The sequence below is a fragment of the Planotetraspora thailandica genome (assembly GCF_016863335.1).
GTDB classification, from domain to species: domain Bacteria; phylum Actinomycetota; class Actinomycetes; order Streptosporangiales; family Streptosporangiaceae; genus Planotetraspora; species Planotetraspora thailandica.
Genome location: NZ_BOOR01000017.1, coordinates 87,185 through 101,732, shown reverse-complemented (window position 1 = coordinate 101,732; position 14,548 = coordinate 87,185). Strand labels below are relative to the sequence as shown.

15 protein-coding genes are annotated in these 14,548 nt (G+C 68.3%); 11 read left to right on the top strand and 4 right to left on the bottom strand.

The features are described 5' to 3' along the window. Nucleotides 1-81: 81 nt before the first annotated feature. Both Pth03_RS13670 and Pth03_RS13665 read left to right on the top strand, forming a co-directional pair. Nucleotides 82-894: a 4'-phosphopantetheinyl transferase family protein gene (locus Pth03_RS13670; RefSeq protein WP_203944605.1), complete on the top strand. Its 813-nt coding sequence runs from the start codon at nucleotides 82-84 to the stop codon at nucleotides 892-894. Further along, nucleotides 887-1,774, top strand: coding sequence for a shikimate dehydrogenase (locus Pth03_RS13665; RefSeq protein ID WP_203944604.1), 888 nt, complete (start codon nucleotides 887-889; stop codon nucleotides 1,772-1,774). Before Pth03_RS13670 ends, Pth03_RS13665 begins: the two co-directional genes overlap by 8 nt. 100 nt (nucleotides 1,775-1,874) lie before the next feature. On the opposite strand, the gene Pth03_RS13660 is transcribed toward Pth03_RS13665, so the two are convergent. Genes Pth03_RS13660 through Pth03_RS13650 form a run of 3 tightly spaced genes read right to left on the bottom strand, consistent with a single transcriptional unit; the run spans nucleotide 1,875 to nucleotide 5,790 of the window. After that, nucleotides 1,875-3,086, bottom strand: coding sequence for an ATP-grasp domain-containing protein (locus Pth03_RS13660; protein WP_203944603.1), 1,212 nt, complete (start codon nucleotides 3,084-3,086; stop codon nucleotides 1,875-1,877). After that, complete coding sequence (locus Pth03_RS13655; protein ID WP_203944602.1) at nucleotides 3,083-4,339, bottom strand: MFS transporter; 1,257 nt, start codon at nucleotides 4,337-4,339, stop codon at nucleotides 3,083-3,085. The genes Pth03_RS13660 and Pth03_RS13655 overlap by 4 nt, the downstream gene beginning before the upstream one ends. Continuing rightward, complete coding sequence (locus tag Pth03_RS13650) at nucleotides 4,336-5,790, bottom strand: ATP-grasp domain-containing protein (protein ID WP_203944601.1); 1,455 nt, start codon at nucleotides 5,788-5,790, stop codon at nucleotides 4,336-4,338. The genes Pth03_RS13655 and Pth03_RS13650 overlap by 4 nt, the downstream gene beginning before the upstream one ends. Before the next feature lie 396 nt (nucleotides 5,791-6,186). Between Pth03_RS13650 and Pth03_RS13645 the strand changes: the two genes are divergently transcribed. From Pth03_RS13645 to Pth03_RS13620, 6 genes are all read left to right on the top strand, one after another. After that, nucleotides 6,187-6,993 carry a helix-turn-helix transcriptional regulator gene (locus Pth03_RS13645; RefSeq protein ID WP_203944600.1) on the top strand — a complete coding sequence of 269 codons (807 nt, stop codon included), beginning with the start codon at nucleotides 6,187-6,189 and terminating at the stop codon, nucleotides 6,991-6,993. A gap of 267 nt (nucleotides 6,994-7,260) precedes the next feature. Further along, nucleotides 7,261-8,238, top strand: a complete 978-nt coding sequence (locus Pth03_RS13640) for an ABC transporter ATP-binding protein (RefSeq protein ID WP_203944599.1) — start codon at nucleotides 7,261-7,263, stop codon at nucleotides 8,236-8,238. A gap of 8 nt (nucleotides 8,239-8,246) precedes the next feature. After that, the gene (locus Pth03_RS13635) at nucleotides 8,247-8,963 is read left to right on the top strand and encodes an ABC transporter permease (RefSeq protein ID WP_203944598.1); all 717 of its coding nucleotides are present in this window, start codon (nucleotides 8,247-8,249) and stop codon (nucleotides 8,961-8,963) included. Between the two features lie 360 nt (nucleotides 8,964-9,323). Next, nucleotides 9,324-9,530, top strand: coding sequence for a nuclear transport factor 2 family protein (locus Pth03_RS13630; RefSeq protein ID WP_203944597.1), 207 nt, complete (start codon nucleotides 9,324-9,326; stop codon nucleotides 9,528-9,530). Nucleotides 9,531-9,542: 12 nt separating this feature from the next. Continuing rightward, on the top strand, nucleotides 9,543-9,806 hold the full coding sequence (locus Pth03_RS13625) for a nuclear transport factor 2 family protein (protein ID WP_239119020.1): 264 nt from the start codon (nucleotides 9,543-9,545) through the stop codon (nucleotides 9,804-9,806). Nucleotides 9,807-10,100: 294 nt separating this feature from the next. Further along, nucleotides 10,101-11,501 (top strand): sensor histidine kinase, encoded by a 1,401-nt coding sequence (locus Pth03_RS13620; RefSeq protein ID WP_239119009.1) that lies wholly within the window; start codon nucleotides 10,101-10,103, stop codon nucleotides 11,499-11,501. On the opposite strand, the gene Pth03_RS42500 is transcribed toward Pth03_RS13620, so the two are convergent. After that, a complete protein-coding gene (locus Pth03_RS42500) occupies nucleotides 11,413-11,706 on the bottom strand; it encodes a TetR/AcrR family transcriptional regulator (protein WP_373318539.1) in 294 nt (97 codons plus the stop codon). The two genes, Pth03_RS13620 and Pth03_RS42500, sit on opposite strands and share 89 nt — an antisense overlap. 212 nt (nucleotides 11,707-11,918) lie before the next feature. Here Pth03_RS42500 and Pth03_RS42070 point away from each other — a divergent pair, with 212 nt between their 5' ends. Genes Pth03_RS42070 through grpE form a run of 3 tightly spaced genes read left to right on the top strand, consistent with a single transcriptional unit; the run spans nucleotide 11,919 to nucleotide 14,545 of the window. Then, nucleotides 11,919-12,044 (top strand): hypothetical protein, encoded by a 126-nt coding sequence (locus Pth03_RS42070; RefSeq protein ID WP_275413099.1) that lies wholly within the window; start codon nucleotides 11,919-11,921, stop codon nucleotides 12,042-12,044. A gap of 15 nt (nucleotides 12,045-12,059) precedes the next feature. After that, the gene (gene dnaK, locus Pth03_RS13610) at nucleotides 12,060-13,937 is read left to right on the top strand and encodes a molecular chaperone DnaK (RefSeq protein ID WP_203944594.1); all 1,878 of its coding nucleotides are present in this window, start codon (nucleotides 12,060-12,062) and stop codon (nucleotides 13,935-13,937) included. A gap of 5 nt (nucleotides 13,938-13,942) precedes the next feature. Further along, nucleotides 13,943-14,545 carry a nucleotide exchange factor GrpE gene (gene grpE, locus Pth03_RS13605; RefSeq protein WP_203944593.1) on the top strand — a complete coding sequence of 201 codons (603 nt, stop codon included), beginning with the start codon at nucleotides 13,943-13,945 and terminating at the stop codon, nucleotides 14,543-14,545. The last annotated feature ends 3 nt before the right edge of the window (nucleotides 14,546-14,548 follow it).

The following is a 14,548-nucleotide window of genomic DNA, read 5'->3' as shown; positions in this document are numbered from 1 at the left end:
CCCGTTCTGGCTCTCGCGCCACCCGTGCTGAGTTTCACGCCGCCCGTCCTGGGCCTTGCGCCGCACGCCACGGAGGAACCGATGACCGCATCCGCGCCCTCCACCGCGACGGCCCCGTCTCCAAGCCGACGGGGGACACGCAGACCGGCCGAGGGAGAGGTGTGGGTGTGGTGGTCGTCGGCCTCGGGGGACATCGCCTCCCTCGGAGCCCTGGCCGGCTTCATGAACGATGATGAGCGCCGGCGGTTCGAGGCGATGCGCCGCCCCCAGGCCCGTGACCAATTCGCGCTGGGGTGCGCGCTGATGCGGGTGGCCGCCGGGCACCACCTCGGCGCCGCCCCCGGCGACGTGCTCGTCGAGCGGCGCTGCGTCTCCTGCGGCGGGCCGCACGGAAAGCCGCGAATCCTCGGCGACTCGGGGCTGGAGATCTCGCTGTCGCACACCGACGGCCACGTCGTCTGCGCCGTCGCCCGTGGCACACCCGTCGGCGTCGACGTGGAGGACGGCGCCACGCTGATGAACGGCGACCTGCTCGCCGGCGACATCCTCGCCCCCCGCGAGGCCGAGGTCTACCGGCAGTTGCGTCCGGAGCACCGCCGATCGGCGCTGCTCACCTACTGGACCAGGAAAGAAGCCGTGCTCAAGGCCACCGGCCACGGCCTGCGCGTGCCCATGCGCAGACTGGAGTTGTCCGGCCCGGCCGAGGAGCCACGGCTGCTGCGCTGGTCCGGCCGGCCCGAGCCTCCGCGCGTCACCCTGCGCACTCTGTACGGCCCCGCGTCGTCGTATCTCGGCCACGCGGCCGCGGCGCTGGCCGTACTCGGCGAGCCCCCACAACTGATCGAGCTCGACGCGGAACCCGCATTCGCACCTTGGAGAGACCACGATGGCTGAGCGCACCTCCTCGTTTCTGGCCGGGCTGATCGGCGCCGGCATCGGAGCCTCTCTGAGCCCTCCTCTGCATGAGCGAGAAGGTGAGGAGAACGGGCTGAGGATCGTCTACCGGCTCATCGACATCGACGACATCAAGCTCGATGTGTCCCGGACCGCGACTCTGCTGACCGAAGCCCTGCACATGGGGTACTCGGGGCTCAACATCACGCACCCATGCAAGCAAGTCGTGTTCGACCACCTCGACGAGCTGTCACCTGAGGCCGCGACCATCGGCGCGGTCAACACGGTGGTGTTCAACGGCACCTGGTCGGTCGGCCACAACACCGACTGGATCGGGTTCTCCCGCGCCTTGGACCGCGGCGTCCCCGGCGGCCGGGTCCGCGACGTCGTGCTGGTCGGGGCGGGCGGAGCGGGTTCAGCCGTGGCGTACGCCCTGCTCCGGCGTGGCGTCCACCACCTGACCGTGGTGGACGTGGCCCGGACGCCCGCGGAAGCGCTGGTGAGCCGGATGGCCGATCACTTCGGCGGGTCCCGCGTCTCCATCGCCCATCCCGACGAGCTCGAGTCCCGGTTGGCACGGGCCGACGGAGTGATCAACGCGACGCCGATCGGCATGCTCGCCCATCCGGGGCTGCCCTTCCCCTCGCAGCTGCTCACGGCACGACATTGGGTGGCCGACCTGATCTACGCGCCGTTCGAGACCGAGCTCCTCCATCACGCCCGGGGCATCGGCTGCCGCGCGCTCGGCGGTGGCGGCATGCTCGTCTTCCAGGCGGCCGAGGCGTTCCGCCTCTTCACCGGAACCCAGCCGGACGCCGAGCGCATGCTTCGCCACTACCGGACGCTCACCGCTCCCGAATCGACTCCCATGGCCTCCTGACGCCCATCTCTCACGGCCACGCCGCTGTCAGGCGTGGCCGTTTTTCCTTTTGTGAGACGTGGGAGCTTGATGCCGGGCGCCGATCGAGCCGGGCGGCGGCCTACTGCTGGTCGGGGACCGTGGTGATTCTCAGCTGCTCGCGGACGAACTTCAGGGCGTCTTCTCGTGCGGCCGGCCATGCCGCGTCGACCAGGACGTGCCCCAGGCGCTGCGAGGACGAGGTGAGCGGCTGGACACGATCGCCCACCCCCTTGCGCAGCCGCACTCTGACCACGTCCGGGTGGGCGCCGACCTCCTCCACCCCCTCGATCCGGGAGATCGTGCCGGGCGCACAGGTGACAAAGGAGATCGCCGCGTACGAGACGGGTTCGGCCCGGAGCATGCTGTCCAGCGGCATGCCGAGCGCGAGCCTGACCAGGGCTTCGTACAGGTCGAAACCGTAGGTCAGCCTGATGGCGTCGGGGATGAAGTCCCCCGGCGTGCGGACGGCGACCTCCATCAGCACGGGTCCGTCGGGCCCGATCTTGAACTCGAGGTGGACGAGCCCGGTGCGCATGCCGATGCCGTCGAGCACCCCGCGGGTCAGCGCGGTGACCTGCCCGGCGAGCACGGGATCGGTGAATCGGTGCCCGCATCGGTGTGCGAGCTCCACGAAATAGGGCGGTGGGGTGGTGTCTTTCTGGGTGATGTTCTCGAACAGCACCTCACCCTCGCGGACCAGCGCCTCCCAGCTGAACTCAGGCCCCTCGACGGCCTCTTCGACCAGGACCTTTCCCTCGGCGGCCCGGCGTTCGACGAGTTCGTGGGCGGACGCCGCATCCGTGACGAGTTCGACGCCCTGGCTGCCGCTCAGCGTGAGCGGCTTCACCACCACAGGCAGCCGCTCCAGCATCCACTCCCGGGCTTCCCGGGTGTCCGAGGCGAGGAGGAACCCGGGCTGCGGGATTCCCCGGGCGGCGAAGCAGGCGCGCTGGAGCGCCTTGTTGCGGGAGATGACCGCCGCGTGCAGCGAGGGGCCGGGACAGCCGAGCCTGTCCTGGGCCAGCGCCGCGGCGATGACGTGCGGCTCGGCGAAGGCGATGATCCCGTCGGGGGACCGTTCCGCGACCGCCTGTGCCACGCCCTGCATCCAGACCTCTTCCATGGCGCCGCCGACCTGGTAGAAGCGGGCGTCCATGTCCTTCGGCAGGCTGTCGTAGGCGGCCGCCGACTCCACGGCGCGGATCCGGCAGCCGAGCCGTGCCGCGGCGTCCAGGTAGGGCCTGCCCATCGTGCCGACGCCGACCACCAGAAGATCCCTCGGATCGTTCATGAACTGTGCCCTTCCACGGGGACGGGGGAGCCGGGCACGGCGTGCTCCAGCAGCCGCACGACCGGTGCGGCGAGCAGTCCTGCGGTGCAGAACACCACCGCGAGAACGGCCCAGCCGGCCGGGCCCGCGGCGATCACCACACCGGTGATCAGGGCCGGGCCCGCGATCCGCTGCCCGGTGTTGCCCAGGCTGAAAACGGACAGGTACACACTCTTGCGGTCGTCGGGGGCGTAGGCGTAGCTCAGATCCCATCCGCCGACGGCCTGCCACATCTCGCCGAAGGTGAGCAGGACGCAGCCGCACAGCAGCAGGACGCCCGCGGGCAGGGCCGACGACGGTCCGTCGGCCGCGGCGAGCGCGAGGCAGCTGGCGGCCAGCGCGAAACCTGCGAGCCGCAGCGCCCGGAGCGCACCGCCCTGCCGTTCCGCCCCCTTGGAGACGGGCACCTGCAGCACGATGGACATCACGGTGTTGACGAGGATCAGCAGCGGCACGAAGCCCTCGGCGACCGGTGTGGCCTGCAGAACCCAGAGCGGGATGCCGACGGACAGGATGGTGACGTGCAGGTTGAGGACGCCGTTGAGTCCGGTCAGCAGGAGGTAGCGCCAGTCCCGGAAGCCCTTGATGGCGGTCAGCGGATCGACCTTGCGTTGCACCGTGGTCGTACCCGTCAGGCGCAACCGGGCGAGCATCGCGGCGGTCAGCACGTACGCGAGGGCAGTGGCCAGGACCAGACCGCGGTACGTCCACACGCTGTCGGTGGCGAGCAGCGGCGCCGCGAGCAGCGCGCCCGCGGAGAAGCCGATGTTGCGGACGCTACGGAGGATCGCCATCGTGCGGGTCCGGTCGGACTCCTCGGTGGTGGCCGAGGCCACGGCCTGGGTCAGCGGCTGGGTGGCGGCCTCCGCGGCGGCCAGGCACGAGGACACCAGGGTGAAGGCCACGGGGCCGTGCGCGAAGGAGAGCGCGACGAACCATGCGCCCCGCCACACTTGCAGGTAGGTCAGCGTGCGCTTCGCGCCGATATGGTCGGCCACCGCCCCGATCGGCACGATGGCGACAAAGCCGACCACGCCCGAGACCGCGAGCCCAAGGCCCACCTCGGCCGTGGTGAGCCCGACGGAGCGGACGAAGAACACCGCCGAGCCCGCAAGGTACAACCCCGTTCCCACCGAGTTGATCAGCGAGATGAGGACGAAGATGCGGCCTTCGCGGGTGGCGGGCACATAATCCCGCAGGGATATCCGAGTCACGGCCTGTCTCCTGCGCTGTCTTCCGCGGTGTCTCCGGTGGTGCTTTCTGTTGGGCCTTCTGTGGTGCTTTCTGTGGTGCGGATGTCGACCAGCGCGGCTCCACGTTCGGCGTTCCGGGCAGCAGCCGCGGCGTCGGTGCCGGTGGCGATCACCATGCCCGCGCGATCCCAGGAGCTGGTGGTGACATCGACCACCGCCCCTGGCGCGATGAGGAGCTGCACGAGCTGGACGCCGTCGGCGGCACCGGCCGCCTCCACGCCCGAGATCGCTTCGACGGTCCCTTGGGCCGCGACGAGCAGCCGTACGGCCGCCCCCTGGACGGCGGCGCGTGGCTCGACGGGCTCGCCTTGCAGCACGGTCAGCATGCCCTGGAGCAGGTCCGTCTCGTAGGCGAGGTCGATCAGCACCCTGATGCCCCCGCCGGGGAGACGGCCCTGGCACTCGATGAAATAGGGACGGTCGCCGGCCAGGATCCACTCCGAATGCAGGCAGCCGGAGCGGAAGCCGGTCGCGGTCACCAGCGACTCGGTGCCCTCGCGGAGCGCGGCCACCGTCGCCTCCGGCAGGGCGGCGGGCAGGCGGTGACCTATCGCCACCGGGTAGGCGGCATCCTGGAGGCTTTTCGCGGTGATGTTGAGGAACCCGACGACGCCCTCGTGTACCAGCGCCTCGACGCTCACCTCCGGGCCGCGCACCCGCTCTTCGACCAGGAAACGGCTGTCGGTGTGGTAGCGGGCGCGCAGCTGCGGCTCGTCCGAGGTGACGACGTGATCCCAGGCGGCTCGGACGTCGGTGTCCGGCCCGAGCATCTGGACACCGAGGCTGGCCTGCCGGTTGGCGGGCTTCAACACGCATTCACCGCCGTGCAGCTCACGGAAGTCCGCGACGTCCTGCGCGGTGTCGGCGAGTGACCACGCAGGCTGCCCGACACCCGTACTCGCCAGGGCCGTGCGCAGCAACGCCTTGTCGCGCAACTGCACGGCCGCCTTCAGCCCCGCTCCGGGTAGCCCCCACGCCTCCGCCAGGACGGCGGCCCCCACGACGCCGTACTCCACCACGGGCACGACCACCTGCACGCGGGGCGGGCGGGAAACCGCGTCGACAAGCCGGTGCGGGTTTTTCTCGTCCTGGCTGGGAGCGGGGAGCAGCGCGGCGACACACCGATGCCGATCCGAGAGATCCGCTATCACCCTGGCCTCGATGACATCCGGCTCCTCGAGAACCAGGACGGAGTCCTCAGGGAGCGAGGAATCCAGCTTGCCCAGCACCACAGGGCTATAGCCGACCAGCACATGGGTCACGCTCTCCGGCACGGACGGGACGCCGCCGGGGCCCGTGGTCACCGCCGCGCGTTCGCGGTTCTCCGGGCTGTCGAGCTGTGTTTTTTGGGCCGGACCGCTTCCGGGGGAGGCGGTGGAGGCAGGCCCCGCTGTGGTCGTTCTCGTCGGCATCGATAGTGCTCCCTGCGCCCGCGAAACCGTCACGAGTCAGTGTGCCGTTTGTATGCCGGTCAGGAAAGATCGCCGATGGTACGGGTAAGTGCATTGCGCATATCCGAGGGATGAACAGAGCACCGGTCAATTCGGTCGCCTGTGTGAGGCGTTTCATCCGGTCCGATTCACGTGGCTGTCGCGTACCGGCGGGCGGGCACCTGATCGCTCGGTGAGGCGCATCGCATGTGTGCGCAATCCCGACCGGCCTGATGCCACAGGAAGGCGATCCCGGTCAGGGAGCTCGTTTCCGGGCCGGCCCAAATCATCTTCAGGATCCGTCGTCAAAGCATTGAGAGGGGATTTGCGGTGCTCCACCAAATTGACCCGGGTCACAAAGTTTCGGCCGCAGGGAGCGTGTCCACCGGATCAAGGGGTCGTGAACCCCGTTCGGACGAGTACCGCGAAGTGCTCTACGGCATAGCGGCGGAACTGGCTGAACTGGCCCGGAGGGCCGCGGACCAGGCGGATCGCACCGACATCTCCTCGGCCGCGGTCCACAACCTGCATGTGATCAACGGAAACGGTTCATCCGATCCGGGCAACCTCAATGAGGAGGTCCGGACGGAACTGGCTCAGGCTGAGCACGAAATCCTGATGGCCCAATCGGACGGTGGGTGGTCGGGCGCGCTACTCGAGGATTCGCTCGATGTGATGCTGGAGAAAATCACCGCCGGAGTCGCGATGCACGTGCTCTTCCAGCACAGTAAGAGATTCGACCAGGTCGCAAAATCATGTGTGCACACGATCACTGCACATGGCGGCAGTGTCCGCACGCTTCCTGAGATATTCGATCAGCTCCTCATCGTCGACCGTGTTTCGGCATTCATTCCGGCGAATGCGGAGAGGAGCACGATCGTCAGGATCACCGAACCCGCCGCGGTGCGTTTCATGGCTGAAGTTTTCGACGGCGCGTGGGATCGAGCCGAACCGTTTCCCTTTGTTCCCACATGCGCGTCGCAGGCGGCGTCAGAGGTCATCCCGGAGATACGGGAATCAATCCTGAGATTGCTCAGCGAGGGCCGCACGGATCGAGAGATAGCCCGCCGCCTCGGGCTCAGCCTGCGATCGATACAGGCCCATGTGGCACGCCTCAAGGAGGACTTCGGCGCACAAAACAGGTTCCAGCTTGGCTACCACGTCGCCTCAATGAAGACCCGGTAGTGACGAAAACCGCTCTCTTTCCCTTCCGCCGTCGTCCATCACCGCCCGCATGCCGGCGAGCGACGACCAGTCCGCGCCGAACATGCCGGAGATCCGGGTGTCCAGGGAGTTGCAGGCGCGCGTCGCATTGAGCGCACGTGGTCTCACCTCCTCCGCCAGTAGGTGGGAAGAGTCCGCACGCCTGCGTGGACAAATCGATCACTAGAGGGATAGCTTAGTGATATCACTTTTTCGCGGCATGGGCCCACCGGCGGAAGGGCGGCACAGATGGACGGTAAGGACCACGGCAACGGCACCCCAGCACTGTCCGTCCATGGCCTGAGCAAGCGCTTTGGCAGCCGAGTCGCGTTCGCAAACGTCTCGTTCGAGGTCGATGGCGGCGAGGTTTTCGGTTTCCTCGGACCCAACGGCGCGGGGAAGACGACGACGGTACGGACACTCGGCACCCTCATCGCGCCGACCTCGGGTTCGGCGGTGGTCGCCGGCATCCCGCTCGCGCCGGAGAACGCAGAGCAGATTCGCCGGCGAATATCGATCATGCCCGAGTCGCCGGGCCTGTACCTGCGCCTGAGCGTGGTCGAAAACCTTGAGTGCTTCGCGGACCTCTACCAGTCGCCCCACGCACGCGAGCGCATCGAGCGCGCACTACAGGCGGTCGACCTGATGGATCGGGCGAATGATGTCTGCGGCTCCTTGTCCAAGGGCCTGCGTCAGCGGGTCGCACTCGCCAGGGCGCTGCTCGGCGACCCGCGAATCCTCTTCCTCGACGAGCCGACCGCGGGCCTCGATCCGGTCGCCACCCAAGACGTTCACGAGTTGATCGACCGGCTCCGCCGGCGCGGTGTGACCATCTTCCTCACTACGCATCGTCTGGAGGAGGCCGAGCGACTCTGCGACCGCGTCGCGATCTTGAACACCACGCTGCGGACGATAGGCCGACCTGACGAGTTGCGCGATCGACTGTTCGCCAAGACTCTCACGGTCACCACGCTTGCACCTCTACCGGACCCCGACCGCACCTTCGCCGACCTCCCGGCCGTCAACGGCTGGCACCCGGACGGCCGCCGCACCTACATACTGGCGGTCTCCGACCCCGCGGTCGCCGCGCCCGCCGCCGCCCGCGCCCTGGTGGCCGCCGGCGCCGATCTGCTATCGATCAGCCCTTCGCGCCACACTCTGCACGACGTCTACCTTCGGCTGGTCAACACCGATGACCCTGCCGCTACCGGCAAGCAGGCGGGGTGAAAATGAGCGTGAGCATCAGGCGGATCCGGGCAATCGTCCGCAAAGAGTTGCTGGAGTACCGCCGCACGCCCTCCATCGTCGTAGCCATGGCGATCATCCCTTTGATCTTCCTCATCCAGCCGCTCGTCGTGGTCTTCGGCTTGCCCGCCTCTTCCTCAGGCCAGTTGGCGCACGGGCATGTTCTGCTGTACCTGCTGGGCATCCCGGCGCTCGTACCGGTGCTGATCGCCGCATACGCGGTGGCGGGCGAGCGCCAGCAGGGCACCCTCGAGCCGGTGCTGACCACGCCGGTACGTCGCGAGGAGTTTCTGCTGGGCAAGGCGCTGGCCGCGCTCGTCCCGTCGGCGATGGTGGCGTACGCGGTCTATGCGCTCTTCATCGCCTGCGTCGAGTTCTTCGCGGATACGGCCGTGGCCTCGGCGCTGCTGCAATGGCCGCAGATCCTCGCCCAGGTGCTCCTCACGCCGCTGATCGCTGCCTGGTCGATCTGGGCCGGCATGGGCATCTCCGCGAGATCCAACGACATCAGGGTCGCCCAGCAACTCGGCATGCTCGCCGGCATCCCGACGGTCGCACTGACATCCCTCATCGCGTTCGACGTGATCCACCTGACGCTCGGCCGTGCCTTCGGCCTCGCGGCGGCTCTCTTGGTCCTCGACGCGATCGGCTGGCGGATCGTGTCGTCGGCTTTTGACCGCGAACGACTCATCACCGGCACGCGCTGACCACACCTCTGCCGACTGGCCACAGGATCGACGCTCGCCGGCTCCGTTGGTCGCATCTGCCCTCACCACTTCGACGAGACGCCGCAGCCAATTGTGAGGTCGGCCGCCCGCCTCACACTCCCAGCGGCTGTGTCGTCGGACTACTGAGACGAACGGCATCCAGCTGCTCGCTCTGACCGTCCTCGTGGCGTGGGGCCGCTCACAGTGGCACGACCCGGTGCGCGGCACCCGCAACGCGCCCCCGTTCTGGCCCTCAGTCCTTCATGGGCTGACCCGGCGCGGGTGTCTGGCTGCACCCCCGGACGGAGGACAGCAGATCCATGCAGCCGTGATCTGTTCGAGGTGACGAGGAGGAACCCGATGAGCTTTCAGGACATCGCCGATCGCTTCGAGATCGAGGCGCTGCGCGGTGAGTACACCGACGCGGGGATGACACGCGACTTCGACCGGTTCGCGTCGCTGTTCACGCAGGCCGGCGTGTGGCGGATCCCCGAGGCCGGCGTCGAGTTCGTCAGCCGGGAGGAGATCCGCGCCGGGATCGAGCGGCTGCAGGCTAACTGGGACTAATTCGTGCAAACCATGCACCCAGGCACGATCCAGCTTGAGGGCGACGCCACGTCCGGCCGCGCATACGTCTCGGAGTTCGGGCGCTTTCGCGACGGCAGATTGCACTCGAACTACGCCGTGTACCACGACCGCTACCAGCGCACCCCGGACGGCTGGAAGTTCGCCGAGCGCGTCTACGAGGTCAGATACCTCGACACCACTCCGCTGGCGGGCTCGGCGCCCCGCGCGACGGAGGCGCCGACCGAGAACGAGTCTTCGGCGAATGGAAGACGGTAAGCCTTCACGTTTCGAATCTACAACGTAAAGGGCGCCCGCTTTGATCAGGGTTTTGCGGCGGGCGCCGGGACCTGGCGGCAACGATCACGGCCCATGGCCCGAGCCACGCCGAACAGGGCGTTCGCCCAGGTGAGGGCCGGATCCTGGGAGCGCCACGGCCACCATACGGATCAAATTTCGGCATACCGTAATGCGAAGGATGCGAGTTCACCGATCCTGGCGGACCGGGCTGCCGTTTCGCCCCCAGGAAGGAGGCCTCCGTCGGGAAGAGGCGGCGATGCCGAAGGAAGATTGGTGACCCCCGTGCCGCACCTGCACTCGATACGAGCGCGCTACACGACGATCGCGACGGCGCTCTCGTTGATCGTGGCGGTGATGATAGGTCTGAGCCTCGACCTGGCGGTCCGGTACAAAGTCCAGGACGACAGTTTCTTCGAGGCCGAGCGAGCCGCGGGCCTGTGGAGCGCGGCGGTGCGCAACGGTGCCCTCCCGAACCCGATCCCCACTTCCACCAGTGCCGACCTCGTCCAACTGGTCGACATCCACGGCAGGGTCGTCGCCTCCAGCCCGCAGGCTGCGAACCAGCCGCCGGTGAGCACGCACCGTCCGCCGCCCGGCGACCGGCTGAACAAGCTGACCGAGTGCTCACGGGACCGGTGCCTCATCCTCATGGCCAACAGAGTGACTCCCGCGGCGGACTCTCCCGTGGTCTACGCCGGCATGGCGGAGCCGTCCATTTTGGCGACCCACCGCCTGGAGTACCTCATCGCTGCGGGGGCTCTCATGATCGTGATCTTGGCGGCCTGGACGACGTGGTGGGCGGTGGGCCGGACGCTGCTCCCGGTTGCGGCCATCCGGGCGCGGATCGCTGAGATCACGGTGAGTGACCTGAGCCTTCGCGTGCCGATGCCCCCAGGCGAGGACGAGATCGCGCTGCTCGCCAGCACCGCCAACCGGACTCTGGAACGGCTGGAAGAGGCAGTGGAGCAGCAACGCCAGTTCGCTTCAACCGCCTCGCATGAGCTCAGAACGCCCCTCACCGGGCTTCGCGCCCAACTGGAGGAGGCGCTGCTCTACCCGGACAGTGTCGATGTTCGCGGCAGCGTCCACAACGCGCTGTCGGCCTGTGACCGGCTAGAGGCGATCGTCAACGATCTCCTGCTCGCGGCCCGTCTGCGCGCCGCCGATCCGGAGCCGCACGAGCCGGTCGAACTGGGCGCGCTCGTGAGACAGGAGGCCGCTCAAGTACATGCTGTGCCGGTGGACGTCCGTGCGCCATTTCACGTATGGGTACACGGATCCCGGATCCAGCTGATGCGCGTGATCGACAATCTCCTGAGCAACGCGCAGCGGCACGCCGAATCCCGTGTCACCGTCTCCGTCGAACGCGCGGACGGCCAGGCCGTTGTGGCCGTGGTCGACGACGGCGCGGGCATCGCACCGGCCGACCGCCAGCGCGTCTTCGAGCGTTTCACCCGCCTGGAGGAGGGCCGTCGCCGCGACTCCGGCGGCAGCGGGCTTGGTCTCGCCATCTCCCTCGACATCACCCGCGCCCATCGCGGAACGCTGCGAATCGAGGACTCACCCCGAGGCGCCCGATTTGTTCTTAGGCTGCCGCTGCTGAACGACGACCACGTGGCAGGTGATGCTCCAGCCGCGGACATCGCCGACGGGGTCCCGAACGCCACGACATGATGCCAGATCCCGCCGTACAGCAGTGAGGTGGCCGGCTCCAGGGGGCGCTCGGGATGCAGCCGGCCTTGACGGCCTGGAACGCCCTTCGGACGATCACCGCGAGTTTCTCCTGCTCGGCCGCGTAGACCTCGCGGAAGATCTGCTCCTTGTTACTGAAGTGGTGGTAGAAGGCTCCTCGGGTCACCCCGGCCCTGTCGCAGATCATGCCGAGGGAGGGGTGGCCCAATGTTGTGCCCGGTTCTTCCATGAACTGCACTAAATGCGCCTATAACACAATCCGGACATCTTGACAAGTTTTCCGAGGAATTTTATACAAGTCGCATAGGGGGTTTCGTCCATACCTGCAGGTCGCAGCGCATCTGCTGAAGACGGTCGGCCCGCCTCACCCGGTCGGCCGCGCGGAAGCAGTTCGCCCCGGTGGTGGGCGCATACGCCACACTCCATGACGCCGAGCTCACGCGCAGGACGCCGGTGGCCGCGAGGCGCGCCTCGCTGAAGCCCGGCATGAGCGATCCCGCAGGTGACGCGGTCAGGCGGGAGTGAGGAAGGGGGCCCGGGATGACACGAGCGGTGGGTATCGATCTGGGCACGACGAACTCGGTGGTCTGCGCGTTGGAAGGCGGTGAGCCGACCGTCATCGCCAACACCGAGGGATCGCGGACGACCCCGTCGGTCGTGGCGTTCGCGAAGAGCGGCGAGGTCCTGGTCGGCGAGGTCGCCAAGCGCCAGGCCGTGACCAACGTGGAGCGAACCGTACGTTCGGTGAAGCGCCACATGGGCGAGGCGAGCTGGCGGTTCCCGGAGAGCGGGAGCGTGGACGGCAAGCAGTACACGGCGCAGGAGATCTCCGCGCGCGTGCTGCAGAAGCTGAAGCGTGACGCCGAGGCCTACCTCGGGGAGGGGGTCGCGGACGCCGTCATCACGGTGCCGGCGTACTTCGACGATGCGCAGCGCACCGCGACCAAGGAAGCCGGGGAGATCGCGGGCCTGAAGGTGCTGCGGATCATCAACGAGCCGACGGCCGCGGCGTTGGCGTACGGCCTGGACAAGGAGAACGACCAGAGAATCCTGGTCTTCGACCTGGGCGGCGGAACGTTCGACGTGTCGCTTCTGGAGATAGGCGAGGGCGTGGTCGAGGTGAAGGCCACCGCCGGCGACACCCACCTCGGTGGGGACGATTGGGATCAGCGGGTCATCGACTACCTGGTCAAGCAGTTCAAGAACGGCTACGGGGTGGACCTGTCGAAGGACAAGATGGCCGTGCAGCGGCTGCGGGAGGCGGCCGAGCGGGCCAAGATCGAGCTTTCGGCGGCCACGGAGACGACGATCAACCTCGCCTACATCACGGCCTCCGCCGAAGGCCCGCTGCACCTGGACGAGAAGCTGACCCGTGCGCAGTTCCAGCAGCTCACCCATGATCTGCTCAACCGCTGCAGAGGCCCCTTCGAGCAGGCGGTGGGAGATGCCGGGATCAAGGTCTCCGACATCGACCACGTCATCCTGGTCGGCGGATCGACCCGGATGCCGGCCGTGGCCGACCTGGTCCGGGAGTTGACCGGCGGCAAGGAGCCGCACAAGGGCGTCAACCCCGACGAAGTCGTCGCGGTGGGCGCCGCGCTTCAGGCCGGGGTGCTCAAGGGCGAGGTCAAGGACGTCCTGCTGCTGGATGTCACCCCGCTATCGCTGGGCATCGAGACCAAGGGCGGCATCATGACCCGGCTCATCGAGCGCAACACGACCATCCCGACCAGGCGCTCGGAGGTGTTCACCACGGCTGAGGACAACCAGCCGTCGGTGGCCATCCAGGTCTTTCAGGGGGAGCGCGAGATCGCGGCGTACAACAAGAAACTCGGCATGTTCGAGTTGACCGGGCTGCCTCCCGCCCCGCGGGGGATGCCGCAGATCGAGGTCGCGTTCGACATCGACGCCAACGGCATCATGCACGTCTCCGCCAAGGACCTCGGCACGGGTAGGGAGCAGTCGATAGCCATCACCGCCGGCTCGGCGCTGCCGAAGGAGGACATCGACCGGATGGTGCACGATGCCGAGCAGCACGCCGAAGAGGACCGGCGCAGGCGCGAGGCCGCCGAGACGCGCAACCAGGCCGAGACGCTCGTCTACACCACGGAGAAACTGCTGCGCGACAGCCCGGACAAGGTGCCGGGAGATGTGAAGTCCGAGGTGGAGGCCACGATCGCCGACCTCAAGGAGAAGCTGAAGGGCGACGACGTGACGGCCATCCGCCAGGCCGCCGAGAAGGCCGCCCTGGCCGCCCAGAAGATAGGTCAGGCGATATACGCGCAGGCGCAGGATGCCACCGCGGGGACGGCCGGCGCCGGCGCGCAGCACGGGGCAGGAGAACAGGGTGCCGAGGAAGAGGAGGTCGTGGACGCGGAGATCGTCGATGACGAAAAGAGGCGAGGGGGCACCGGATGAGTCGCATGTCCGATTCTCGGCGCAAAGGCCGGCGGCGCACCGACCTCCCCCGCCTCCCCCAGGGGACGGGGGAGAAGGCCGTCCTGGCCGGCGCACCGCCGCCCACCCGCGAGCCGCTCGCATCTCCGCCGCACGCCCACGCGGGCCGGCCCTCCGCACGATCGACACGGGAGCTGGAGGCGGAACTCGCCGAGCGCACCGCGGACGTCCAGCGGGTCAAAGCCGAGTACGACAACTACCGCAAGCGGGTCCAGCGCGACCGCCTGGCGGTCCGTGAGGCCGCCCTGGCCAACGTGCTCCGCGGCCTGCTTCCCGTCCTCGACGCCATCGCCCGGGCCCGCGAGCTCGGCGAGGTCCGCGGCGGCTTCCAGCTGGTCGCCGAGGCGCTCGAAGACGAGCTCTCGGCTCTCGGCCTGGAGTCCTTCGGCGAGCCCGGCGAGGGTTTCGACCCCACACTCCACGAGGCGCTGATCCACGCGCATTCCACCGAGGTCGATCGCCCGACGTGCAGCGAGATCCTGGCCGCCGGCTACCGGATCGGCGACCGGCTCCTGCGGCCCGCCTACGTCAGGGTCATCGAACCACCCACTCCCGCCGGCGGCAGGTGACAG